27 protein-coding genes and 1 pseudogene are annotated in these 25,693 nt (G+C 35.9%); 10 read left to right on the top strand and 18 right to left on the bottom strand.

Features of this window, described 5'->3' with window-relative positions; all coding sequences use genetic code 11:
* Positions 1-373 precede the first annotated feature (373 nt).
* Entirely contained in the window at positions 374-664 is a 291-nt protein-coding gene (locus JMM81_RS08135) for a phasin family protein (RefSeq protein ID WP_256241061.1), read from the top strand.
* 170 nt (positions 665-834) lie between these two features.
* On the opposite strand, the gene JMM81_RS08130 is transcribed toward JMM81_RS08135, so the two are convergent.
* Positions 835-1,641, bottom strand: coding sequence for an SIR2 family protein (locus tag JMM81_RS08130; protein WP_256241060.1), 807 nt, complete (start codon positions 1,639-1,641; stop codon positions 835-837).
* 241 nt (positions 1,642-1,882) lie between these two features.
* On the opposite strand from JMM81_RS08130, the gene JMM81_RS08125 reads away from it, so the two are divergent.
* Positions 1,883-2,395 (top strand): MerR family transcriptional regulator, encoded by a 513-nt coding sequence (locus JMM81_RS08125; protein WP_256241059.1) that lies wholly within the window; start codon positions 1,883-1,885, stop codon positions 2,393-2,395.
* 47 nt (positions 2,396-2,442) lie between these two features.
* Here the strand turns inward: JMM81_RS08125 and JMM81_RS08120 are convergent, their stop codons facing one another.
* The 11 genes from JMM81_RS08120 to ltaS all read right to left on the bottom strand — a co-directional run bounded on the left by JMM81_RS08120 (position 2,443) and on the right by ltaS (position 14,399).
* Entirely contained in the window at positions 2,443-2,715 is a 273-nt protein-coding gene (locus tag JMM81_RS08120; RefSeq protein WP_256241058.1) for a hypothetical protein, read from the bottom strand.
* An 86-nt stretch (positions 2,716-2,801) separates the two neighbouring features.
* Positions 2,802-4,667 carry a XylR N-terminal domain-containing protein gene (locus JMM81_RS08115; RefSeq protein WP_256241057.1) on the bottom strand — a complete coding sequence of 622 codons (1,866 nt, stop codon included), beginning with the start codon at positions 4,665-4,667 and terminating at the stop codon, positions 2,802-2,804.
* Positions 4,668-5,052: 385 nt separating this feature from the next.
* A complete protein-coding gene (locus JMM81_RS08110; RefSeq protein ID WP_256241056.1) occupies positions 5,053-5,391 on the bottom strand; it encodes a 2Fe-2S iron-sulfur cluster-binding protein in 339 nt (112 codons plus the stop codon).
* Positions 5,392-5,439: 48 nt separating this feature from the next.
* The gene (locus tag JMM81_RS08105; RefSeq protein ID WP_256241055.1) at positions 5,440-6,354 is read right to left on the bottom strand and encodes a catechol 2,3-dioxygenase; all 915 of its coding nucleotides are present in this window, start codon (positions 6,352-6,354) and stop codon (positions 5,440-5,442) included.
* Between the two features lie 117 nt (positions 6,355-6,471).
* Positions 6,472-7,287 carry an alpha/beta fold hydrolase gene (locus tag JMM81_RS08100; RefSeq protein WP_256241054.1) on the bottom strand — a complete coding sequence of 272 codons (816 nt, stop codon included), beginning with the start codon at positions 7,285-7,287 and terminating at the stop codon, positions 6,472-6,474.
* A 141-nt stretch (positions 7,288-7,428) separates the two neighbouring features.
* Entirely contained in the window at positions 7,429-8,448 is a 1,020-nt protein-coding gene (locus JMM81_RS08095) for an NADH:ubiquinone reductase (Na(+)-transporting) subunit F (RefSeq protein WP_256241053.1), read from the bottom strand.
* A 167-nt stretch (positions 8,449-8,615) separates the two neighbouring features.
* Positions 8,616-8,900 carry a ubiquitin family protein gene (locus JMM81_RS08090; protein ID WP_256241052.1) on the bottom strand — a complete coding sequence of 95 codons (285 nt, stop codon included), beginning with the start codon at positions 8,898-8,900 and terminating at the stop codon, positions 8,616-8,618.
* Positions 8,901-8,926: 26 nt separating this feature from the next.
* Positions 8,927-10,432, bottom strand: coding sequence for a YHS domain-containing protein (locus tag JMM81_RS08085; RefSeq protein ID WP_256241051.1), 1,506 nt, complete (start codon positions 10,430-10,432; stop codon positions 8,927-8,929).
* 16 nt (positions 10,433-10,448) lie between these two features.
* A complete protein-coding gene (locus tag JMM81_RS08080) occupies positions 10,449-10,745 on the bottom strand; it encodes an MmoB/DmpM family protein (RefSeq protein ID WP_256241050.1) in 297 nt (98 codons plus the stop codon).
* Positions 10,746-10,763: 18 nt separating this feature from the next.
* A complete protein-coding gene (locus JMM81_RS08075; RefSeq protein ID WP_256241049.1) occupies positions 10,764-11,885 on the bottom strand; it encodes a ferritin family protein in 1,122 nt (373 codons plus the stop codon).
* Positions 11,886-12,389: 504 nt separating this feature from the next.
* Positions 12,390-14,399 carry a lipoteichoic acid synthase gene (gene ltaS, locus JMM81_RS08070; RefSeq protein WP_256241048.1) on the bottom strand — a complete coding sequence of 670 codons (2,010 nt, stop codon included), beginning with the start codon at positions 14,397-14,399 and terminating at the stop codon, positions 12,390-12,392.
* A gap of 408 nt (positions 14,400-14,807) precedes the next feature.
* On the opposite strand from ltaS, the gene JMM81_RS08065 reads away from it, so the two are divergent.
* The 5 genes and pseudogenes from JMM81_RS08065 to JMM81_RS08050 form a co-directional block, all read left to right on the top strand.
* A complete protein-coding gene (locus JMM81_RS08065; protein WP_256241047.1) occupies positions 14,808-15,341 on the top strand; it encodes a ribonuclease H-like YkuK family protein in 534 nt (177 codons plus the stop codon).
* Positions 15,342-16,111: 770 nt separating this feature from the next.
* Positions 16,112-17,458: a cytochrome ubiquinol oxidase subunit I gene (locus tag JMM81_RS08060; RefSeq protein ID WP_256241046.1), complete on the top strand. Its 1,347-nt coding sequence runs from the start codon at positions 16,112-16,114 to the stop codon at positions 17,456-17,458.
* On the top strand, positions 17,455-18,480 hold the full coding sequence (locus JMM81_RS08055; RefSeq protein ID WP_256241045.1) for a cytochrome d ubiquinol oxidase subunit II: 1,026 nt from the start codon (positions 17,455-17,457) through the stop codon (positions 18,478-18,480). Before JMM81_RS08060 ends, JMM81_RS08055 begins: the two co-directional genes overlap by 4 nt.
* 13 nt (positions 18,481-18,493) lie before the next feature.
* Positions 18,494-18,592, top strand: a complete 99-nt coding sequence (gene cydS, locus JMM81_RS23030; protein WP_375162357.1) for a cytochrome bd oxidase small subunit CydS family protein — start codon at positions 18,494-18,496, stop codon at positions 18,590-18,592.
* Between the two features lie 175 nt (positions 18,593-18,767).
* Positions 18,768-18,920 (top strand): annotated as a pseudogene (locus JMM81_RS08050) (endonuclease); the annotation flags it as partial.
* A gap of 83 nt (positions 18,921-19,003) precedes the next feature.
* Here the strand turns inward: JMM81_RS08050 and JMM81_RS08045 are convergent.
* Complete coding sequence (locus tag JMM81_RS08045) at positions 19,004-19,216, bottom strand: DUF1540 domain-containing protein (RefSeq protein WP_256241044.1); 213 nt, start codon at positions 19,214-19,216, stop codon at positions 19,004-19,006.
* Between the two features lie 217 nt (positions 19,217-19,433).
* On the opposite strand from JMM81_RS08045, the gene JMM81_RS08040 reads away from it, so the two are divergent.
* From JMM81_RS08040 to JMM81_RS08030, 3 genes are all read left to right on the top strand, one after another.
* Positions 19,434-20,276, top strand: a complete 843-nt coding sequence (locus JMM81_RS08040; RefSeq protein ID WP_256241043.1) for a hypothetical protein — start codon at positions 19,434-19,436, stop codon at positions 20,274-20,276.
* Positions 20,277-20,390: 114 nt separating this feature from the next.
* Positions 20,391-21,755 carry an amino acid permease gene (locus JMM81_RS08035; protein ID WP_256241042.1) on the top strand — a complete coding sequence of 455 codons (1,365 nt, stop codon included), beginning with the start codon at positions 20,391-20,393 and terminating at the stop codon, positions 21,753-21,755.
* A gap of 174 nt (positions 21,756-21,929) precedes the next feature.
* Complete coding sequence (locus tag JMM81_RS08030) at positions 21,930-22,565, top strand: LysE family transporter (protein ID WP_375162356.1); 636 nt, start codon at positions 21,930-21,932, stop codon at positions 22,563-22,565.
* Positions 22,566-22,747: 182 nt separating this feature from the next.
* On the opposite strand, the gene JMM81_RS08025 is transcribed toward JMM81_RS08030, so the two are convergent.
* Genes JMM81_RS08025 through spoVAC form a run of 5 tightly spaced genes read right to left on the bottom strand, consistent with a single transcriptional unit; the run spans position 22,748 to position 25,690 of the window.
* A complete protein-coding gene (locus JMM81_RS08025) occupies positions 22,748-23,608 on the bottom strand; it encodes a DUF421 domain-containing protein (protein WP_256241041.1) in 861 nt (286 codons plus the stop codon).
* A 17-nt stretch (positions 23,609-23,625) separates the two neighbouring features.
* Positions 23,626-23,832, bottom strand: a complete 207-nt coding sequence (locus JMM81_RS08020) for a DUF1657 domain-containing protein (protein ID WP_256241040.1) — start codon at positions 23,830-23,832, stop codon at positions 23,626-23,628.
* 13 nt (positions 23,833-23,845) lie between these two features.
* Positions 23,846-24,196 (bottom strand): stage V sporulation protein AE, encoded by a 351-nt coding sequence (gene spoVAE / locus JMM81_RS08015; RefSeq protein ID WP_256241039.1) that lies wholly within the window; start codon positions 24,194-24,196, stop codon positions 23,846-23,848.
* A gap of 1 nt (position 24,197) precedes the next feature.
* The gene (spoVAD, locus tag JMM81_RS08010) at positions 24,198-25,211 is read right to left on the bottom strand and encodes a stage V sporulation protein AD (protein WP_256241038.1); all 1,014 of its coding nucleotides are present in this window, start codon (positions 25,209-25,211) and stop codon (positions 24,198-24,200) included.
* Complete coding sequence (gene spoVAC, locus JMM81_RS08005; protein WP_256241037.1) at positions 25,211-25,690, bottom strand: stage V sporulation protein AC; 480 nt, start codon at positions 25,688-25,690, stop codon at positions 25,211-25,213. Before spoVAC ends, spoVAD begins: the two co-directional genes overlap by 1 nt.
* Between the last annotated feature and the right edge of the window lie 3 nt (positions 25,691-25,693).

The following is a 25,693-nucleotide window of genomic DNA, read 5'->3' as shown; positions in this document are numbered from 1 at the left end:
GACTTCTGCTGAATGAAGTTAAATTTTTAACAAATGTATTAATCTCTATCTAGAAGAATCAACTCCCTCATCGGGATGTAGGAACCGTTCACTATTTTTATTTATATTTCAGATATAACAATTTATAAAGAAGACTTCCATCAGTGGGGGTTTTACTGCCCGTTAAGGGTGGGAGAAAAAATACGTATAATCATTATATGTATGAATAAAGTGTATATTCTGTCATAGGTCAACTACGCAAATTTGTGATAAATAGTGTATGATAAAGGTAACTAGTCTGTGGGGCCTAGCTGTATGATTTAATAATAATGTACCTCCCCTTGTGTTAGTTAATATCCCTGAAGTTTATATTTAGTAAATGGAGGAATGAAAAATGGATCTGTTTAAACAAATTTTCACATTAGGATTAGGTGCAGCAGTTATAACAAAAGAACAGATTGAAAAAAGAGTTGAAATGCTTGTTCAAAAGGGAGAAATTAATAAAAATGAATCTAAAGAACTGATTCAACAATGGGTAGAAAAAGGAGAAGAAGCTAGACAGGAAATAGATGATATTGTGAAAACACGAGTAAATCAAGCGTTGAATAGCTTAAATATTGTCACAAAAGAAGAATTTCAAGAATTAGAACGTAGAATTCAAGCATTAGAAAACAAACAAGACTAAGCTCAACACTCGATAAATGAAACAATCCCCTTTGACATCAATATTAAGGGGATTTTACTTTATCTATAAATATTTCTATAGTTATTATAGAATAATTTATTAATAAAGATGAAAAAATCAGTAAGATTCTCACATGATGGCTTATGTTTTTAAAGCTAACAAGCCTTATATTACATTCTATCTTTTATACTTTTGAGAAAGTTGGTTAAGGCAGTTCCTGGGTCCTCATTTGTACCTACAATTGGAATTATTCCTCTTTCTTTTAATAAACTTTCTTTAATCGGATTAGGTTCAACTAAAAAGATATAAGACTTTGGACGTATATGCTCATAATTTGATTCATTCCATTGTTTGTGCAATTTATATAACATATAGCGGATATTGATATCTGACAAACTATACCCGATAAATAAAATTGACTTTTCTAAAGAGTCGGAGCGCAATTTAATATCTAGTGGTGATTCAAAATCAAGCCTTTTAAAAAAACCTGATTCTGTTAAAACAAGGGATGAATCATCATCAAAGTCACCATGAAATTTAATAATCTGCGTTTTATTCATTTTAATTCTCGCAATATCGGCGACATTTGTAATCTTGATATAGTCCTTTTTATAATAATCATGCGCATACTCAAGCCAACGATCAAAATTAGTCGTATAAATAACTGGGAAATCCAAATCTATAATGAGTTTATAAATTTCTGATTTTCCTATATCAATATCTGTATGATGCCACATCCTATCCATCCAGCTTCTCAAAGCTCCTAAAGTACCTTTCTGATTAAAATAATATTCAGCCATAATGAGAAAGTCACCGTTTCCCCATGATTTGAATTGCTCTATGTCATAGCCAAGATGATCAGCCATTTGATTGATTAATTCAGAATAAACAGGAAGTCCCAAATTTTTCGGGACACCAGATCCAACAAAAAGGATTACATTTTTATTTCTAATGGCAAAAGCCAAATCCTGTATCATAAAACCTCTCCTTAAAAGTAAACTTTTAAGTACACTCTTATATCCTATGTTAAATTTTTTTCAAAAGAACGCTTTCCACCCCACTCTTCAATCTTATGTTAGACTACTTATAAAGCCCTAATGGACCTTCGCCAAAATGGATATACCTTTACTTTTATTGAAGAATTCCCTCTTGTTTTGTCACTTAGGAAGGAATCTCTAAAATAAAGGAGAACATATATATTTAGGGAGGGGATTTTGATTGAATACAAGATCTGTTGCTGAATTACTAGGGATCTCTACAAGTACCGTACAAAGATGGGTAAAACAATTGAATCTAGAGATGGAGAGAAATGAGCTAGGTCATTTTGTTTTTTCAGAAGAAGATATAGAGTTATTAAAACAAGTCAAAACTCAATTACATGAGGGTATCCTTTTACAAGACATCACTTTAGCTAAGAACAAACGAACTGGAACCGTAAAGAATTTTCACACAGAAACGAATGTTGATGAACTAGCAGATAAGATCCACCGTATTGAAACAAGTCTCAATCAAAAAGCTGATTCAGTCGTATCTTATCAATTATTACAGCATCGTCATGAAATGGAAGAACTCCAAAAGCAGATTGCCTTATTGAATGAAAGGATATCACAAATGGAAGTATTATTGAAAAAAGAATCAGAAATAGCCATAACAGATGAACTGAATATAAACAAAGAAAAAAAATCATCTCGAAAAAAGAAAAACTTTTTTCAAATGATTTTTGGTTCATAACGAAACAGCACAGCTAACATGTGCTGTTTTCCTTTTCTTATTAATATTTAAACAAGGACACGATCTAAGTTTTTGCTTATCTCATCCGTAACCTTGAGACTAACAGGGGTAGTCAATAATTCATTATCCATTTCCGCTTTTTGTTGATTCTCTTTTAAAAAAGTAAATTGGGTCGAACTATTCAAAATAAACAATTCATATTTTGCTTCATGGTTACAAAAAGAACAGCATTTTTTTGAACTCTTCGATATTTCTTTCACATGTGGAGCAGGTAATATGTGTAACCCTCTTGTGACATGTTCTTGACAAACCATAACCATCGAAAATCCCCCCATTTTCGTCATTACTTTCAACACACTATCGTGTGTCGCTTTTCATCCTATACATTTCAGTCTAGGTTTTTAATTTAATCAATCTCTAATTTTCCCAAAACCATTAACGACTGAAGAGCTAAATAGATTTCATGTCTAGTGTACGCTTTACTCATATCTAATTGCAGTATTTCATTTAAGCGGCTCAGTCGATATCTTAATCCACTAATGGAAAAGCTCATAGCTCGAGCTGTTTGATGGACATTGGAACCGTTTTCTAAATAATGATAAAGTGTTTTCGTTAATTCCATGTTTTTAGCTTGATCTTCTTCTACTAAACTACCTAATATTTTATTCGCAAAGTTTTCAATCGACTCTATATTTTTTGTTTGAAGTAGCATCCCCACGATACCTAATGAATCGAAAAAGACAAGATTTTGGTGGCAATTAGTTACTTTCAGGGAGGCTACACTTTCATCATATAAATTGGAAGCTTGCTCAATAGAAGTAGAACTTGAACTAATTCCCATTTCAAACAAAAACTTAGGATACTGTGTAGTACAATAGTCAAGTACTTGCCTACAAAAGCTTTCCTTTTTCAAATGATTTTTCGATATCGTAGATTCAGAAAATAAAATAATAACATTCCCCGATTTTTGACCTAATAACCCATTTACTTGTTTTGTTTTGATGAATTTCGAAAGATCATTCATAAATTGATCGTTAAATTCAATTTCTTCTTTAATGGATGGCTCCTCAAACTGCCGATTAATCGCAACCATAAAATAAGGGCCATTTAATTCAAAATCGGTATAATGTGCACGATTAACAATTTCAGCCATCGTGATACGTTTACTTAAAATATCTTCTAGGAAGCTTCCTCTTATACGCTGTTCTGTATTAAAACGAGTTCTCTCATTCAATAGATGTAGAGAACAAGCTAGCGCAACCTGTCCTAAGACCATCTTGTCAGCTTCATTAACCGTATGTTCCTCAGTGAGAAATGAACAATATCCATGGATATTTTGGCGAAAATAAATAGGAGCAATGACTCGCGTATGCCCAGGTGAGATATTAAGAAATAATGTTTGATTAATCTCTTTCTTTTCATTTCCTTTCTTATATTGTTGATGTGCTAACCATTCTTTGAATTCATTTGAATATCTCTTTGCCTCTTGCATGGATATTCCTCCAACTGCACGTGCCTCACAGTTAAGGGTTTCGATAATAACAGGTGTTTTCATTGCTTCATACAATACATTAACCATCGATTGTAAACCGGTTTCATAAATGATTTCTTTAAATAATTTTAGATGAACATCATATGTTTTACTTAGACTATCTCTTTCGATTCTTAGCTTCTCGTATGTTTCTTCCAGCTCATCACTAATTCGATCTGCTTCATAAAAATGACGCTCTTTCTCAATATAAGGATCTCCATTCCATTCCTCAGCAGTCTTACAAATCCAATGACAATGTTCATCCCCCATTGCTATACACTGTGTTTCTCTAGCAATCACTTTTTTTCCCATTATAGTAGATAGATAGCCACTTGCATAACCTACTAATGAATGACAAACAGGATCATCACTATTCCCAAAAAGCCTTATATGTTGCTTTGCTTCATGGGAATTTTTCCAATCTCCTTCAAAATGTAATGTTCCTTGTTCAAAATCGCATTCACATACAGTCGGCTCTACTTGTACATGACCATTTGATGTATGCATTTTAGTTCCAGCCAACAAAAGGTCTTTTTCACTCTCCCACTTCATTTCCTTTATTTGCAAACTATCGGTTACTCCACAATCCCAACCATAGCGTAGAAGAAAGCCTTTTGCCCGTTCGATTCCTAATGTATTAATCAGTTCCCTTCGAAGTGTTCCAAATGCAGAACTTGGAATCTTAATCATTGGTTCGGAACTAACCTTGTCATTATCTGTGTTTATCTCTCCATATTTCAATGCTTTCACCGCCCAAGGAATGAACTTATTAGAAATAGAACGATCAACGATTAAGATACGTTTACCCTATTAGAAATTTACTATACTTTAAATTAGGTATCAGATTTGTACATTTTTACTATTTCGAGTTAATCGTCTCTATTTGATATCTATCTACTTTATTATACAATAAATTCTGAATATTTCATATAAATTATTTTAGAATATATTATATACAAAATAATAAGTTCTTATATTCCATCCTACTCATAATATGTTTAGTTCATTCTTTAGGCGAATTGCATTGAAAATATCTTGATCATACAGTATATTATTTTTAATATTTAGATATTTATAAAAATTTTCAAGAGAATGTTAGAGTCATAGTCAAAATTCTCATAAATGACTATTTCGCTTCAGCAATACTTTTTAAATTCGATTCATCACTTTTTAGTTTCTCATAATCTTCAACTGTGATGATTTCAAGATCACTTTTTGCTGTCATACAACAGGCCAATACATAATCATTCGCTAATTCTTCATCGGACAAAGCATCATGTGAACGAACTAACTCTTGATCATATTCACCATGCAGCACCTTTACTTTACACACGCCGCATCCACCTCTTTGACATCCTGTTGGAATCGGAATAAACTGGTCACGAGCTGCCCGTAATGGTGTCACATTCGGCGGACAAGAATAGTCAAACTGCTGCCCTCTTGCTTTAAGTGTCACTTTATACATAGATATCCCTCCTATTTTTTAAAGATCATTTCCCTATCATTTTTTATATTAAGTTAACGCTTTCATGAATGACTCAGATAATTCTCTACGATGATAGAAAATACCCTGTCCGATCTTGTCTTCTGTCCAAGTAATCGTCGGCATATCCGGGAAGGCCATATAACCGCCTGCAAAGGCTTCATTACGATTTCCAGATGGGTCAAAGAAATAAACCGTTTGTCCTCTTGTGATTCCATGTCGTGTCGGTGTAACATCAAATGGAACTTCATGCATCGATAACAGATCCGCTGCTTTAAAGACATCGTTAAGAGATTCAACATGGAAGGCTGCATGGTGAAGCTTTGCATCAGGACCTTTAACAAAAGCCAGGTCATGCGCTTTATTGCCCGTAAACAAGAAGCTTCCTAGCAAATCTTCTCCATCAATCGTCGTAATTTTTTCACTTTGTCTAAAGTTAAGTGCTTCAACAAAGAATCTTGTAACGGTTTTTAAGTCATCACCTGTTAATAAGCAGTGATCAAGGCGATGTGGTGCAATCCCTTTTGCTCCAAGCGGCCATGGATGTGGATTGATCGTTCCTACAGCGTTTCCTAAGAATTCAATTTCATAGTACAGTTCACAGTGATGACCTGTTGGGAGAACAAAATGAACGGCTTCCCCTTCTCCTAACCTTGTACCACTCGTAATACGAGTCGTTGTACAGCCAAATTCTTCAACTTTTTTTTCGTAATAAGCAAGATCATCTAGGCTTTCTACTTTAAAGGCCATATGCACGATTCCGGCACTATTCGATTTTGTTAAAATCAAACTATGATGATCATATTCATCCCATGCTTTTAAGTAGACACTATCTCCCATTCTTCCTGTTTCTTCCAAACCAATCACATTTGTATAATAATCGACTGATTTCTCTAAATCTAAAACTTTTAATTCTACTCTTCCCATACGCATAATTCTAGCCATTATTTTTCCCCCTCGTTATTTATTATTTTTATGCAGACTTATAGATTCATCTTCTTTGTATTCATCTAATCTTTAAATTAGATTCTTCTTCCTAGAATCGATATAAGTTATCGTAAGTTAGTTCCGGTGAAAGAAATTCTCACAAAGCTGGGCAAATTCATCTTTTTTCTCTATTTGAGTCCAGTGACCACATTTTGAAAAAAGATGAAGCTCTGAATTTGACAACAGTTCTAGCAGTCTTAAGCTTGTTTCCTTATAAGGAATCACAATATCATCCCGACCATGAACCATTAATACTGGATGATTAATTTTTCTAATTTGTTCCTCTGGTAATGCTAGCTGATTCAACTTTTCTTGACGTGGTTCCGCAAACATTTTTGAGAAAGCCTCTTGTAATCCCGGTTGAATACTCGCTTCATAACGCAACTGTGCTAATTCATCTGTAGCAAACTCTTGATCGTAGGCGAAAATACCTAATAGTCGCTTCATATTTTCTACACTTGGCTCATATCCCCATACTTTATCTAAACCATAAGTAAGTGTAAACGGCAGACCAGCTGCTCCCATTAGGACTATTTTCTCGACTAAATCCGGTCTTTTATTGGCAATTTGCAAGGCTAATGCTCCTCCAAGCGAGTTGCCAATAATATGGACTCGCTTTTCACCGATTGTTTCGATAAAACGAATTAAATGATTCGTCCATGTTTCAACACCATATTCAATATTATCCGGTCTTTCTGTATATCCAAAGCCGACAATATCAGGAGCAAATACATGGAAGTGTTCCGATAGCTTTGGGATAACTAATCTCCAATTTGCCCAAGCTGTCACTCCTGGACCTGATCCATGGATTAATAGAACAGGCTCACCTTGCCCACTTTCATGGTAGTGTGTTGAAATTCCATTAACGTCAATATACTTAGAGTTGTCCATTATTACCCTCCTCATCCTTCATGTCATGAGATGCCCTGAATGCAATGATATTCATTCAAAGCTTTATAGTTACTAGAGTTAAACCATATCTCATTAAATAGCTTTACTGAAAAACCATATCATGTACATCTTTCTTATTGATTAAAATTCATCGTAGGAAATATTGGTACCTTTTATGCCGCTTTTATAAAGCGCATCACAAGCTGTTTCAATCATAATCGGTGGTCCACAAAGGTAAGCATCCATGTTTGATGTGTCTTCAAGTGTACGAGAAATCACATCTGCAATAAAACCAGTTTCTCCATCCCAGTTATCAGAAGTACCTGGCTGTGATAAAGCCGGAACAAAGTGGAAGTTTGGATATTGTTTCGCTAGTGCTTCCCACTCCTCTGTTAAATACAAATCTTTTTTCGCACGAGCTCCATAGAAGAACCATGCATTTTTTTCAAAAGATTGCGAAAATAATTCTTCTAAAAGGGACTTAATTGGTGCCATACCAGAACCACCTGCAATGAAAATTAAATCTTTATCTCGATTGCGAAGCTGCATACTGCCATAAGGGCCAGAGCCTGTTACAACATCACCTGCTTGTAGGTCACACATATAATTAGAACCTTTTCCTTCTGGAACACGTTTGATATGAAACTCTAAAATATTGCCATTGCTATGTTTATTTGCTAAGGAATAGGCACGCGTGTCCTCAAATTCAGGGATATCAAACTCAAAAAACTGACCTGATGCATATTCAACATTTTCCGGCTCCTGTAATTTCAGCTTAATCATATGAATATCATGTGTACATGCTACATTTTCCACAACTTCTGCTTCAAAATCATGTACGGCGAAGAATGGTAGTTCTGATTCTTCCTCTTCTACTTCGATCACCAAATCACTTTCTACTAATGTACTACACATTAAAGTAAATCCTTCTTCTCTTTCAAAACTCATTAAAGAATATTCGGATACACGATCCATAATTTCATAATCGCCTTCAAGCACCTGACATTTACAAGCAGAGCAGCTTCCATGACGGCATCCATAAGCCACTTGAACCCCATTACGAATTGCAGCATCTAATAACGTTTGGCCTTCCTTCACTGTAATCGTTTTCCCGCTTGGTTCTAATGTAATTTCATATGTTTCAACTGCTGTTTTTGTCATCCTTCTATCTCCTCTCTCATCATTTTCGTCATTCCTTTTATAAAACGTAAGATCACTATGTAAAAATATGAATCTTAAACCTTCTTCTTCATGTGACATAGAGACATATGGTAACACATGAAGAAGAATAGATTTATAGAGTGTTAAAAAAGAATCTTACATAGAACTTACGCCCCAACAATTTCTAAATAATCGCCATTGCGAAGCCCTGCTTCTTTCACATTTCCTTCTAAAGAAATTTCTGTTTTTCCATCACCACGAACTAAGAATAAACGATAATTCTGGTCGTCGTTGACCTTCCAAGCCTCTAAACATGCTCCTAATAATTCTTTATTTGTCATATCGTAACGAGCTCTAAGCCCAATACTTCCTTGAAACAAATCACTTTCTGTTACTTCTTTTAGTACCGGCCAAACAATCAATTGATTTTCCTGTTTCAAATAGTTTGCCATTTATTTCACCCCTATTTCACGTAGCTTTAGAAAAATTTCTTATCTAATCCTAAATGTTTACGATGCTCCAGCCAATGAGCATGTTCTCTGGAAGAGTAGTGTTCACCTGCTTCTTCTGGAGATAAGCCAGTATATTTGAATATTCCAGCGATTGGATCTTCCCCAAATTCTCCACTTAAATAAGCTTCTGCCGGCCACCAGATTTGCATATATTTCTGTGGTTCTAGGTCAAAAATATGCTTACAGCCTGGTGAACAAGTTATATAGGTTTTATTGTTATATTCACTGTATTGCGTCCACATTTTGGATGGGTTATCTGGATCCGGAAACTCTGCAGGAACTTGACATACCGTACATACAGACGGAATTCCTGGACTTGCCCCAGCTAACACATGGTCATCCATGCGATGGAAATATGGAGAATAATACCGGTCAAATGTATCTGGATATTCTTCTGATAACCACTGATAATCATCCGGCTGTAATTTGAAGCCTCTGAACAAGTTCGCATGCTTATAGTGATCAAGAATTCGCATAACCGAATGAGAATAGTGGTCTTTTTCCTTTATGCTGTCTTCTGCATGCTTCGGTAAACGAATTCCATATTTTCGTAAATCTTTAAACAATCCATCGAACACTTGTTGTTCTACATAAATTTCAAATGCTTTCTTCCAAGAAATTGGACGAATACGAGGATAGTAATCCACAAGTGCTGAAATAACTGAGAACAACCGATACGCTCTCCAATACCATTTGTCGATCCATCCTTGAATAATCGGAACGTTACGGTCATCTTCCTCTAACAACATCTTCAAGGCAGACATTCCTAATGCCATATGGCGGGATTCATCAGATTGCACGGTTTTTCCAACAGCAGCGAAGTTATCATCGCCCACTGCACCCGCAGATGAAGCAAACGGTAAAAATAGAATATTTGTAAACACATACTCGAATGAGAAGGAAATCGCTATTAATGCTTCAAATGGTCCCGCTGTCATCGCATCATCAAAGAATGATCTTGGTACGGTATTAAACCATAAATTTTGCGTTGTGTTCGCAAAATTATGAAGCCCGTCAATTTCTTTACTCATATGAGCATAGTGCTTAATTTCAATTTGAGCATGACGCAGTTCGTCAATGGCCTGATTGAAAGTCGCAAAACGAATGGCTTCAATTGGAATATTACGACCAACATATGCCATTAGGCGGTGTGCGGAATATTCAGCAGGCTGAACGGCTGTCGCAAATACTTTTACCCCTTCATACCAGCGTGAATCAACGACTTTCGCATGACCATCATTTGCTTCAAAGGCATTACGTACGGCATGGTAGATTCCATCTTTCTCCGACTGAATCTTCACATATTGGTTATACGCCATACGGAAAGGATCTTCCCATCTACTTGGATCCTTTAGGATAATTCCTTCTTTTTCAATTAAAGGATATACCTTGGTCATATCAAAATCCTTTGGTTCCCACATTAAATCTCTTGTCATTGCATGATACTTTTCTTTCATTCCTAATTTTGCCACGAGTATATCCTCCTCCTTATTCTGCGTCTTCCCACTCGATTGTTAAATGTTCTTCGTCCCAATCTGTAATAAAACCGAAACATGAGCTCATCACCATATGTACTCGATCCATTTCAAAATCTGCGCCAAGATGTTCTTCTACCGTTTCTCTATTTAACACAAGCTTTCCGGGCACTTTTATTTTTTTATAAACCGAAAAGTCTTCTACAACGGCACCTTCATTATCTTCTTGAATCGCTTCAATGATTGCTGTTACAACGCTGCCCCCACTAGTATCTAAATCCATCCCTACGTACGCTTGTTTTACTGTCATAGCAATCGTTCCCCTCTCTTAATTAAATGCAATCTCATACGGTTTAAATGCTAGTTTATATTTTTTATAGATCGGAATAATTTGTTCTTCTTCAACCTTTTTCAATGTTTCTGGAAGATTAATCTTGATTCCATGTTTTTCAAACAATGGTTCTAAGGCAAGTACCGCTTCGAATGCCTTCGGATACCATTTATCTACCCACTCTTGAATGATTTCTACATTTGAAAGGGTTTCTTCTGGTGTTTCTCGAGGATCACTTAACGTTCTCCCCCAACGATAATCGCCTTCCCACTCTTCATACCCTAAAGATTTTAAATAATCCCAGCGGCTTTCCGCTTCATCATTTGCTAATAGTTTGAAAAGAGAGAATGCCCAATCACGATGCCAATCTAACTGCTTCGCAATCACTAAGTTCAAAATGGATAAATGTGTATCACCTTGTTTGACGGCTTCTTGATTAAATTCGCGATACATCAGATTTCCTAATAAAAGGTCTAATGTTAAGTTTTCTGCTACAAGAACTTCTGCCCAGTCATCCGTCACGAGAACCTCTTCTACATAATGACGTAATGGTTGAAAGGCAGGTTCGTTTAACAGCACCTCTTTGCCGTGTGCAAGAAACTCACCATGATGCTCTTGCATGTTCATCGCCCATTGAGAGATCCACTGAGCTCGTCCCGTTTTGTCATATGCTTGATACGTGGCACATTGTTCAATTGCTGTTCCTAATGCATAACGGATGACATGCTGCATTTGTACATTCTCACCATATTCAAGATGTCTTAGCGGCGTATAAAGATCCCTTAATGCATCAATCCACTGTGGTGATAGATTTTTAATGACATTAAGTTGATCGGCATAAGCGAATCCATTTTCCACTTCTTCTGCCATTTTCTTTCGGTTATTGACATAAGTCGTATACCAGAATTTTTTCGGATCACGGAAAGCTTCCCAGTCAGAAGATTTTAACCGTGTATAACGTGGATCATAAATATCAAAATCACGTTCATCAAAAACATGACGGTAATGCATATGTACATATGGTTGTTGTCTTACCGTTACTTCTTCATATTCATTCTTCGTTTTCCAATCCCACGGTTGCTCCCTAATGGTTTTTTTGAACGTAGGTTTTGTTGACATTCTTTCTCCCCCTTTTTATAATTCTGAAATTTCAAAACTCTTTTCCCATAGACTGGCTACACCTTTTGTACATTCTCATGAGCAATCTCATGAATCTTGAATTCCCTCTAGTAAATTAAACGCTTATCATTTTTAAAAGAGAACCTATTATTTTGTTCTAGTATTCATCTCTTTTTTCATCTAACTTGTAAGCGTATTCTTAGTTTAAAATATTCTGAATAATAAGTATACAATTGATTCCACCTATCTTTTTTCTTTTTTTCATACGAATCATACTAATTTTAATAATTGTTACTTTAAGAAATATATTTTATAAATATGGATTGTTCTCTAATCATGTTTTACGAGAAGAAGTTATATAAGAATTGGAGAGTTAGCCGGAGAGTTAACAAAATAAAAAAAGCTGACTTGACACAGGTCCAACCGAACAAATAATATATCGCATGATTGCTATATTATTTGTTCGGTCTGACACTGCATTTAAGTCAGCCTCTTATTCTTTCATTATTCTTTTACAGAATCTTCATCAGGTTCGCCATCTTGAGCTTCAAATTCGTTATCTTGAGCTTCCGATTCATCGTCCTGAACTTTAATATAGTTATATTGTGATCGGTCGGTTGGAGTAAAGTTTTCAGGTGTATAGAACCTTAACAAATCTCCATTTACGACTTTATCTGAAAGTAATAATTTATGGTTTGCAATTTCCTGATATCGTTTAGCCATTTCACTTTGATCCGCTGGCAATTCTAGTCCTGTGGTAGAATCATAGAATTTACCCTTGGTAAATGTGATGCTTGGACTGACGAAATCACCATTTCTAAATGGAATAAGTTCATCATGCTCCTCAGAAAATATATCTGTTCCAAATTGTAAATAATCTTTTGTATCAATTCCAGTCAAGTGAAGAAGAGTTGGCAGAAGATCAATTTGACCACTATATTCATGATTCACTCCACCTTCTATTCCTGGTACACGAATGAACAATGGTACACGTTGTAAACCATTATTTTCAAAAGGACCAATTTCTTTTCCTAGAACTTGTTCCATTGCCTTATTATGATTTTCTGAAATTCCATAATGATCACCGTACATAATAATAATGGAATTATCATATAAACCAGATTCCTTCAGATAAGTAAAGAATTGCTCTAGTGCTTCGTCTGCATAACGTGCTGTTTGGAAATACGTATCGACGGATTTATCACCTGTAGTATGAGGTGCAATAGTCGCATCTTCTTCATTAATTGGATAAGGATAATGATGTGTTACCGTAATAAACTTTGTATAAAACGGTTGAGGTAATGTTTCCAAAAGTGGAATTGATTCCTCAAAAAACGGCTTATCCATTAATCCATAATCTGCTAGATCTTCATGGTTCATTTCATAATAACTAGAATCGAAAAACTTGTTATATCCAAATGATTTATAAATTTCATTCCGGTTCCAAAAAGTTCCTGCATTAGGATGGAACACAGCAGATGTATAACCTTGCTGACCCAATATAGCTGGTGCAGCCTGATAGGCATTTAACCCTTTTGTTGTAAAAGCTGAACCTTGAGGTAGTCCATATAATGAATTTTCCAATATAAATTCAGCATCTGCCGTTTTACCTTGAGCCGTTTGATGGAAGAAATTATCAAAGTACATGGTATTTTCTTCCCTTGTTAAAGAATTTAAAAAAGGTGTTACCTCTTCTCCATGTAACTCGTAATCAATAAGGAAGCTTTGAATTGATTCAAGATGGAAATAAATCACATTCATTCCTTTTCCAGCACCAAAGTAAGCTGGATTTGGTTCCGCATAGTTAGATTGGGTAAAGTTTATGACTTCTGTAACATCACTACTATCTGCTGTAACCCTTTGTGCAGATGCTTTCGTACTTTGAACAGCATCATAGATGGTGTAGTTATACACCCCTAAATATTTCACAATATAGTTTCGGTCAAATCCTCTTGTTAATAATTGAGGACGATCCGCCTCTGCTAAAGCTAAATTTAAGCATGAAACCCCTAAAGCCAATGAGAATACAGCAACTACCTTTCGGCGAGCCATATCTTTTACTTCCATTTTCACAAATTTAAATGCAAGCAAGCCAATTAATACGATAATATCAATAAAGAATAAAATATCATATGGTTTTAACAATGTCGTCACACTACCACTTACATCACCAAAATTTTGCGTCTGAAAAATAGTTGGTAGTGTAATATAATCATTAAAAAATCGATAGTATAGAACATTAGCATATAAAAGAAATGACATAAGGAAATCAATGATGATCAGCCAAATATACTTTTTGCGTCCTTTAAATAAGAAAGCAAAACTTAAAAATAGTAAAGAAGACCCTAATGGGTTTAAAAATAACAAGAACTCTTGAATAGGACTTTCAATTCCTAAATCAAATTGAGTTAGTTGGATTACATACGTTTTGATCCAAAGGAAAACGACAGCCAATAAGAAAAAGCCAATATATTTATTGAAAATACTTTGACCTCTTTGAAATACTTTATTCACAGTTGCACCACCCTCTAAAAATCTATTATACACGGTTTCAATATAAACTTCCAATTACAATATACTAAGCTTACAAACTAGTATTTATCTAACCCATTAAATTTGAATATTCCATGATCATTTCAGACGTAGTTCACAGTGTTTGCAGCAGATTTTTATTATACTTGATAGATGAAAATTGTCAAGCTCTATAACAAACAACTGAAGTTTCCCTAGTCAAGCATTATTTTTCAAAAATTCAAATGCTTGCTTCACTTATAAAAGAAAAAACATCATCTAATCAACGAATCACTAAAAATATTCACAAAAACTAAAACAACCTGCATAGATATAAATGTAGAAAGTTTTTAACGTTGAGCCTGCTTCATAGTAAGATGAAATAAAAAACAGATAGGTTGAGGTGATTATATGATAAATGATGATAACTTTTTTCTATTTCAAAATTTACAAGAAAGAAAGATGAGTTTTGAACAAGTATTTGAAAGGATTATAAAGTTTATGAAATTAAATTGTAATGGAAATTACCGCTTAATAATCGGTACAGACTCTCAAGTTCATGTTAAATATACGAAATTTATTACTGGCATTGTCATTTTAAACGAAGGAAAAGGAGCTTGGGCTTGTATTCGAAAAGTCATCATTCCAAGAAGAATGACTCGATTGCATGAACGAATCTCACAAGAAACTTCGCTAACAGAAGAAATTGTTGCTTTGTTTACCGAAGAAAGAAAGAACGCTATGATTGATATCGTACTTCCTTATATATATAAGGGTGCTACTTTTACGATGGAAGGACATTTAGACATTGGATCGGGAAATCGAAATAAAACAAGGATATTTGTAGAAGAAATGGTAGCTCGAATTGAATCCATGGGACTTGAACCTAAAATAAAACCGGATTCATTCGTAGCCTCAAGCTATGCCAATCGATTCACCAAATAACAGTTCTAGAAATAAACATAAAGAAAACTCTCCAACGAGTGATCCTGTAAAGATGATAACAGAGACGTCGTCACGCAGAACCTGATGGATTTTTCTAAGGACTAAAGCCCAAAGAAAAATCTTATTACACTTATATTATCGTTCACTTAATATAAATTCTAGCCGTATAAAAAAGTTGCCGAAGCAATCTTCTTTATACTTATTTATTTCTGTAGTTTTTACATACTTTAATCACTCCACTGTTTTCCATTTTATGGGCGTATAATAACTTGATCCCCTTTTTTCGCGTAATGAGCACTCTCCTCACTCATTTGATTAGGAGGGTATTTAGTTTTTTCCCCTCAACATCTCTTTGCTATTTCCACCTATCTCTAAAATCATTATTCACCTACTCTTTATTTAATGATCAACTCTAAAAAATTATTAGGTAAATAAACCTTTCCTTAAAATTTAATTCATTATTTCATGATCGGTCTGACTTCCTACGCAACATGTGATAACAATATTTATGACCGAAAGAAGTCATCGATTTATCCGTTACTACAACTATTCATGAAAGTATAATTATCATTATTTAGGTTACTCTATCGAGAGAGTATTACTGTAGGCCAGAAAACATTTACAATAATGGTAGTTTGATGAGCTTAAAGGAGTGCATCGGAATGTATAAAAACCACGAACATAAATTGATTTGGCTAAGCTTTATTGTGGCTTTCATCATGGGACTGTCACTCATAGGACGTATTTTTTCAGGATAAGGAGTTTGGAATATGGAAAATGAAGAGGCTATTTTTTTCAGTCGAGTACTAACAGAATTGACGCTTTCTTTCCACATCATTTATGCAACCATTGGAGTAGGGATACCGTTGATGATCATGATTGCTCAGTGGGTAGGAATTAAGAAACAGGATGAACATTATATCCTTTTAGCAAGACGCTGGGCTCGTGGGTTTGTCATTACAGTTGCTGTTGGAGTGGTAACAGGGACTGCAATTGGACTACAATTATCACTTCTATGGCCAAACTTTATGGAATTGGCAGGAAACGTTATCGCCCTTCCCTTATTTATGGAAACATTCGCGTTTTTCTTCGAAGCCATTTTTCTAGGAATTTATTTATATACTTGGGATCGGTTTGAAAATCAAAAAAAACATCTCCTGCTGCTCGTGCCTGTTGCACTAGGAGCCGCTTTTTCTGCTGTATTTATCAGTATTGTAAATGCTTTTATGAATGCTCCGCAAGGATTTGATATCGTAGATGGTCAATTGATTAATATTAGTCCATTATTAGCCATGTTTAATCCAGCAATGCCTACAAAGGTAACCCATGTTCTCGCTACTGCCTATATGACCTGTGCTTTTGTTCTTGCATCAATAGGTGCTTACCGACTACTTAAAGGTTCCAATCATGTGTATCACAAAAAAGCTCTATTCCTAACGATGAAGCTTGGATTCCTATTCTCCATTACAACAGCTATACTTGGAGACTTTTCTGGAAAGTACCTCGCTGAATACCAACCAGAAAAACTAGCAGCAGCTGAGTGGCATTTTGAAACGGAAGAAGGCGCCCCTCTTATCTTATATGGGATTCTCCAGGATGGAGAAGTGAAATATGCCATTAAAATCCCCTATGCACTCAGTATTCTAGCCCATAGTAATCCATATACTGAAGTCACAGGGCTTGATCAATTCCCGAAGGATGAGATTCCACCACTCTATATACATTATCTATTCGACATCATGGTCACAATTGGGGTACTGCTAATATTTTTAGCCTTACTTTATTGTTTAGGCATATGGCTAAAATGGAGTTTCATATTGTCAAAGTGGTTTAACTGGCTAATCGTACTTGGAGGTCCACTCTCCCTCCTTGCTATTGAAGCAGGATGGTGGCTCGCTGAGGTGGGTCGACAGCCATGGATATTACGCGGATTTATGAGAACAGCGCAAGGAGCAACAACAAGTGCCCATGTTGATACCATGCTCCTCCTATTTGCCGGTTTATATTTAGTTTTAGGAATAGGAAGTATTGTGGTTCTTTTACGAATGTTCCGCAAAAATACCGTTGAACAAGAATTAGCTGATCATAAGCTAGAGAAAGCTGGTGACTCATTGTGACTTTGGAAATAATTGGAATATCAGTATTATGGATCTTTCTGTTTGGTTATATCATGATCGCTTCTATCGATTTTGGAGCTGGTTTTTTTAATGCATACAGTACACTTAGAGGCAAACAGCAGATTTTGACTAAGATCATCCAACGCTATTTGTCACCTGTATGGGAAGTAACGAACGTATTCTTGGTATTCTTTTTCGTCGGAATTGTTGGATTCTTCCCGAAAACGGCCTACTTTTACGGCACTATACTGCTTGTACCTGTCAGCATTGCCATTATTCTACTTGCAATCCGGGGAGCTTATTATGCATTTACCATTTATGGAGGGCTGAAACATAAACGGTATGTATATTTGTATGGCCTTACCGGTTTATTCATTCCAGCTTCATTATCGATCGTTCTAACCATTTCAGAAGGTGGCTTCGTCACCATGGAAGAATCCGGTCCTGTTCTTCACTATTGGACACTATTTACAAGTCCTCTAACTTGGAGCATTGTTTTTCTAAGCACAACAGCTGTACTCTATATTTCGGCAGTATTTCTAACTTGGTATTCGCATAAAGCAAAAGACGAATCTGCTACGAATTTGATGCGTACATATGCATTAGTCTGGGCACTTCCAGCCATTTTAACAGCTACAGGTATTATTGTAGAATTGCGCTCACATAATCCACAACACTACGAGCGAATTATGGATTTCTGGTGGTTGTTTAGTTTATCCTTTATCTTATTTGTCGGAACCATTTATTTAATATGGAAAAGGAGAAACTATGGAGGCGCATTGGGATTATTAATAGGACAATTTCTCCTAGCTTTTTTCGCCTATGGCATTTCTCATTATCCCTATTTGCTCTATCCATTTCTCTCCATTTATGATGGCTTTACGAACGTCTCGATGGCCATTGCCTTAATCATAGCTTTTATTGCGGGACTTGGATTGCTTATTCCATCACTGTATCTTCTCCTCAATTTGTTTTTATTTAACAAGGATTATGTTGAAGGAAAAAGGAAGGATTATGCATAAGGAGGAACTCTGAATGGGCGATTTCTTTATCTTTTACGCACCCGTAATTGTTACCATTGCTTCAATTATAGCAGCCTTTTGGCTTGCCTCAAAGGATGACGCGATTAAATAGTGCTTAATAGAAAGTAATCGGTACAAAAGAGCCAATTCTAGGAATAGCTCTTTTGTATTCTTTATATTTTTTCATTCTCATTAATCAATCGTAACATTGCTGATCTATCCATAGTAAATCACCTCAATTTCTCCCCTACAATAAGCACTCGATACTCTTTTAACTATTAGTTTAAACGGTTTATGAAAAACACCGTAATCAAGCTATTTATCTTATACAGGGTAATCGCAATCCCTTTATTGATTTTCCAGAACTTGTAGAACAAATAGATTTCAAAAAAGACGATTCAAAACGAAATAGTAAAAATACAAAAAAACCGCTCCGTTGATCATTTCACCGAGCGGTTAAATAGGTAAACCTATTTATTTTTGGATAGGTCAGTCACAAATTAAACTCTAAGCTTTCAGAAAGCTATTCTGATTTTTGTTTAAATGTTTTACAGCAAGTATCCCTGGATTTATTAGCCTCTTCCGTTCGATCTTCAAAACCTAGTTCTCCCGAGAACTCTGTATCATAATTTGACTCATAATCCATGTCAATCGTAATCCTATCAGCACCGCAAACATTCCCTATTGCGTGAAAAGCACAATTTGATACAGAACATTTGACTTCTACATTCGGCATACTAATCCCCCATTCAAGGTAGAGTTAAAAAAGGAAATAAACACAATCCCTTCAACAGTTCATCATTCAAAGGGCTTGTAATCTTAGCATACCCACTTTTTGAACTTTATTATTTATAAAATGTAAAACTGTACGTTTAACCTCTATTTCCAAATATTAGTTGTTTATCATTTTGACCTCTAACAAAAAATAGTGAAAAAATGAGGGGAACGAAAAAATGATAAAGAAATTGATGTTATGCATAGTTTTATTTACTTTTATGAATATGAATGTTACTCCTGTTCGTGCACTTACACTAGAAAACCTACATAACCCAACAAGTTTTACCGTCAATATTTTACCTTGGGAACAAGTCGATAGAATCATTCCCAGAAAATCTATATTCACCATTATAGATGTTGAGACAGGAGAACAATTTAACGTCCAAAGAAGAGCAGGTCAAAGGCATGCCGATGTCCAACCTTTAACACATAAAGATACAAAAATCATGAAAAAAATTTATAGTGGAAAATGGAGCTGGAAACGCAAAGCAATATTAATTATGACAAAAGATCAATTAGTAGCTGCTTCCATGCATGGGATGCCACACGGAGCTGGTGCACTTAAGAATGGATTTCCCGGTCATTTCTGTGTGCATTTTGACGGAAGTACAACACATGGATCTAGACATCAAGATTTAACCCACAAATTAATGATCTTACGGGCAGGAGGAGAGCTTGAGAACTATTTAAATGAAATTGATCCCCGTCAGGTCGTAAAGGTTTTTGAATCTGCTGTCAATCAAGGTGATCAAAGAATACTTAATAGGATCATAAAAAATGGAGACAAACAAGTACGTCTACACGAAAAATTAAACGATATTCTTATTATAAAGTTTGCAGAAAACTCATCATTAAAAAATGACACACAACAGAACCTCTTCTTTCAACATATAAAGATGACAGCAGTGGTTTATAAACGAGATAACAGCAGTGAAAGCAAAAACATTGATTTCATACTTTGGAAGGACCTTACATCAGGCCAATGGATCATTGATGACCAACTAGCTGAAGAATTCTAATAATCCTACTAAACTGAAGCATAGCAGCGAAATCTTTAATGTTTGGTTAAAAGGAAATTACACATAAAAAACAAAGCCTTATCGAATGATAATACCTATATGAGGAGGTATTACATGGATTTTTTTATTCCTAGTAGTAATAACAAAAGTAAGGGGAGTAAAGATGGAAATTTAAGTTGGTGGCAATTGTCCTTAATAGGGATCGGCTGCACAATTGGTACTGGCTTCTTTCTCGGGTCCGCTATTGGTATTAAAATAACTGGACCATCGATTATCTTTTCCTTTATTTTAGCAGCAATGGGGACCTATATTGTATACAATTTATTAGCTAAAATGACAGCCGAGGATCCTCAAGATGGATCTTTCTGTTACTATGCAAACAAAGCCTATGGACGTTGGGCAGGATTTAGCTGTGGTTGGAATTATTGGAGTTCAAATATCCTGATTATGGGTAGCCAATTAACGGCTCTTTCGATCTTATCGAGATTTTGGTTTCCAAATGTTCCTCTTTGGCTTTTTGCATCTGGGTATGCATTACTCTCCATTGTTGTTGTTTTAACAGGCAATAAGGGTTTTGATAAAGTGGAAAATTTATTGGCTGTTATCAAAACGGCTGCTATTGTTATGTTTATTATCCTTGCTGCTGCTGCCGTATTTGGATGGATTCATAAGGATGTGACATTTGCTGGGTTTCCTAACACAACTACTGAACTGTTTCCTGAAGGATTAAGAGGTTTTTGGTCTTCCTTGATTTATGCTTTTTACGCCTATGGAGGAATAGAAGTAATTGGACTGATGGCCATGAGACTTAAAAAGAAAGAAGATGCTCCAAAAGCAGGAATCATTATGTTATTGATACTAGTGGTCATATATGTCATTTCAATAGGGCTTGCCGTCTATATGGCGTCACATGGAGCATTTACTGAAAAGGAGAGTCCTTTTGTAACAGCATTAGATAAATATCATTTTGCCTTTTTTCCACATGTATTTAATGCAGCTATTATCTTAGCTGGTTTTTCAACAATGACAGCATCATTATTTGGGGTAACAACACTCCTTGTAACCCTAGCAGATGGCGGTGATGCCCCAGCTTTGTTTGCGAAAAAGCTTAAAAAATTCAAGGAACTTCCGCTTCCTTCTTTAGGTCTTGCAACAATTGGATTAATCTCATCCATCGTCACTGCTTTATTGTTACCTGGTAAGATTTATGAGTACATTACAACAGCTGCGGGTATTTTAATTTTGTTCAATTGGTCTTTCATTATTATTTCTGCTCTTCGTATTTTAGAAACGAAGGTATGGGGAAAGATATTAGCTTTTATAGGCCTGGCCCTAATTCTTGCTGCAGTAAGCGGAACCTTGATGGAAAAAAGTATCCGTATGGGATTTTTTGTAAGCTTATTGTTTGTCGCCATTATCGGTCTGATTGCATTTATTATGCAAAAAAAGGTCTGGAAGAAGGAGAGCCAGTCGGGATAAATCCATGATCAGCTTATCCTATCGTCATAGTAAAGTTTTTTAAGCACAAAAAAGTCGCACTGGTTTCCAGCGCGATTTTTTGTGCTTTTTATTTGGGACAAGGATTCATAGCCATATATTTTGTTACATAGACTTGTACAAGTTATTATTTTATGCCGAGTGGAGTGATGATTGTTGAGCATGAGCATTTTATTTAGTTACATTTTGCTGGGTTTTACACTAGCCGCACCAATCGGCCCAGTAAATTCTGCCCGTTTAGATAAAGGAATTAAAAACGGTTTTTGGCACGCATGGATTGTTGGAGCAGGTTCCATGATTGCAGATGGATTCTTCATGCTGATGGTTTATTTAGGGATGGTTCATTTTCTCCAAATTCCAATCATCCAAATCTTCCTTTGGTTATTCGGTGCATTTATCCTTATTTATTCGGGAGTTGAAGGAATTTCAGGTGTGAATTCTATTACTCTTGCAGATAGTAGAGGAAAAGATTCATTATTTAAATGTTTTTTTACTGGTTTTATTATGTCGATCACTAGCCCCTTATCCGTTCTTTTTTGGTTAGGGATTTATGGTTCTATTTTGGCGAAAACTGCCCAAGTAAACGGAACAGGAATGTTACTGGTTTACAGTAGTATGATATTTCTAGGCTTAACCTTATGGGATATTCTTATTGCTGCACTCACAACAGGTTTCCGAAGATTTCTTAATATTAGCAGCCTTAGATTTATAACCATCTTCTCAGGAGTATCATTAATTGGATTTGGCTTATATTTCGGATATCAAGGAATCAATGCCCTTTTTGGTAACTAACAATTAAAACAAGGGTATTATCAGCAGTCTTATAACGTTCCTAACTTGAAGATAGCCCTTTAAAACTTCCAAAGCAGAAGGAAGGATTAAGACTGTATCCTCTTTATTCCCTGATCATTTGGCACACATATAAAAAGGGCCCCATTTCGGTGGACCCTAAAATAAGCTCAATAATACCTTAATTAAACTTTTAAAATTGGGGTCACTTTATCAATGGCTTCTTGTAATTTTTTACTATTTTTACTATACATTTGTTTAGCTTCTTTTGATTCAGTTCCAAGAGCAAATAGTTCTAAGTCAGCTTGGCATTTTTTCATAGTAGAAAGAAGTAAAGGTCTTTCTTCAGGGGAAGCGACTTGCAACTTATCATCAAAAAGGTCAACGGTTAATTCTCCATACGAATTTACCTGTCCAAGAAATACATTTTCAATCGTAACCCCTAGTTTTTCTAATTCAGTGTGTAACCAAGCTCGACTTCTTCCAATTGTAGCAAGTGGCTCATCCAATATCTCTCCATCCATAATGACAGTCTGAGGCTCCTTGACAGAGGTAACTGATAAGTTTAAATCCTTTGGTGTTAAAGGTTGGTTCTCTTTCTTCAACATGACAGATAAATCTCCGGTTGCCTCTAATACTGCAAATTCTACATCAGACACCTGATAAACATCTTTCTTGCGAAGGAGTTCCAATAATTCGTCCGTTGTATATCGTTCTGTTTTCAAATTATCTTCCATAATTTTCCCATCTTTAATAAATACAGAACCTTTGCCTTCTACAAAATCACGAAACTTTTTGCTTTTTAAAGAAATGAGATCAACTATATAAGGGATAGCCGCAATAACGACAATTGCTAATCCCCCTACAAAAATGCTATATTTGACATCAAGAATAACTACTGCTGCTATCCCACCTATCGTTATACCCGTTACATATTCGAAGAAGGAAAGTTGGGATAATTGTTTCTTGCCTAATAATTTTGTTATAAAAAATAGCACGATCATAAACAAGATTGCTCGGAAAACAACATCTAACCAAATAGGCATTAATAGATCCTCCCATCTTAAAATCCTTTATACTGCAATTCCTCTCGTTCCAATTCTCCAACCCTTTTTTGCAAATCTGTCACTAATTCGTTCACTACCATCATCGTTTCATGTAAGGTTTCCTTGGATTCGTTTTCTTGCGCCCGTATGGCTAAATTGGAAAGGCTAGCTTCTACTCCTTTTAAACTGGAAAGACACTGTTTCACGTCCGATCCTACAGTCATAATTACACCCTCCTTATCCCTTAGGTTTAAAAATTAAAGCACCCACCATCCCGAAAACAATCGCAGATGAAATACCGGAACTCGTCACTTCAAACATTCCTGTGAGTACGCCAACTAGTCCATGTTGTTCTGCTTCTTGCATGGCCCCATGTACAAGTGAATTTCCAAAGCTTATAATAGGTACGGTAGCTCCCGCTCCAGCAAAGTCAATCAGTGGTTCATATAGACCAATCCCATCTAAAATAGCGCCCACTACTACAAAGGTACTTAATGTATGTGCGGGTGTAAGTTTAAATACGTCAAACATAATTTGCCCAATGACACAAATCAAACCACCTACGACAAAAGCCCAAAAGTAGATCACTTTATTGTTCACCCCCGTACTCTATCGAGACCGCATGGGCGATACACGGAATGGTTTCATTTTGTTGAAAGGACAAGGGTGATAATAAAGCACCAGTAGCCACTACTAACATTCTTTTAAATTCACCTTTTTTCATGCGATTTAATAAATGGCCATAGACTACTGTTGCTGAACACCCCGCACCGCTAGCACCTGCAAGGACTGGTTGTCCTTCCCGATAAATCATAAGACCACAATCTTGGTATTGTTCTTCACTGATGGAAATTCCATGTTTTTTAAATAAATCAAGAGAAACTTCATGCCCGATCTGACCAAGATCCCCAGTGACAATTAAATCATAATAAGAAGGGTCAATGTTTCTTTCCGTTAAATGTGCTTCAATCGTATCAACCGCAGCCGGCGCCATAGCCCCTCCCATATTAAATGGATCGGTCAGTCCCATATCAATGACACGGCCTATTGTGGCAGAAGTGACACGTGGCCCCTCCCCAGAATCACTTAATAAGGCTGCACCGGCACCAGTGACAGTCCATTGTGCAGTAGGAGGTTTTTGTCCTCCGTACTCTGTCGGATAACGAAACTGTTTTTCAACAGCCGTGTCATGACTCGAAGCTCCTGTTAATATATATTTAGCTCCCTTTGTATTAATAATATAAGCTCCTAGAGCCAATCCTTCCATAGAGGTAGAACAGGCACCAAACAAACCCAAATAAGGTGCTCCAATGGTTCGGCTGGCGAAACTTGTGGGCGTAATCTGGTTGATTAAGTCCCCTGCGAGGATAAACTGAACCTGGTCCTTTTGGATTTCCCCTTTTTCCATCGCTCTTTGACAGGCTTCTTCAAAAAGGACTTTATGTGCCTTTTCATAGGAATCCTGTCCGATCCATAAATCGGCATGAAGAAGATCAAAATCTTCCGAGATAGCTCCATCTGCTTCAAATGGTCCACCCACTGTTCCAGTGGAAATGATCACAGGCTTTTGTTCGAAGATCCATGTACGATGACCTGCCAACATCACAAACCACCCCACTGTATTAAAATCGTTTTAATCAAAGCAACTACAAATGCGGAAAATACACCAAATAAAATAACCGAACCGGCTAGTTTAAACATATTGCCACCTACACCTAATACAAATCCTTCGCTTCGATGTTCAATGGCAGCTGATATAACTGCATTGCCGAATCCAGTAACCGGTACAGCCGATCCTGCTCCTCCAAATTGAGCAATTCGATCATACACTCCAAAACCTGTAAGGAGCATAGCAATAAAAATTAATGTTGCCACTGTTGGATTTCCAGCTGTTTTATCAGTAAAGTCAAAGTAAGTAATATAAAATGTTTGAATGAACTGACCAACAAGACAGATAAGTCCCCCTGTTAAAAATGCTTTTATGCAATTTTTAACCACTGGCCTTTTTATTTCTCGTTGTTTTTGCATACTTTGATATTCCTGTTGAACAGGAGTTAATTGTTTTTTTTGATTATTTGACATGGA

This window comes from Bacillus sp. V3B (genome assembly GCF_024494465.1).
Lineage (GTDB): Bacteria > Bacillota > Bacilli > Bacillales > Cytobacillaceae > Bacillus_BD.
This window is presented reverse-complemented; position numbering and strand designations above follow the sequence as displayed.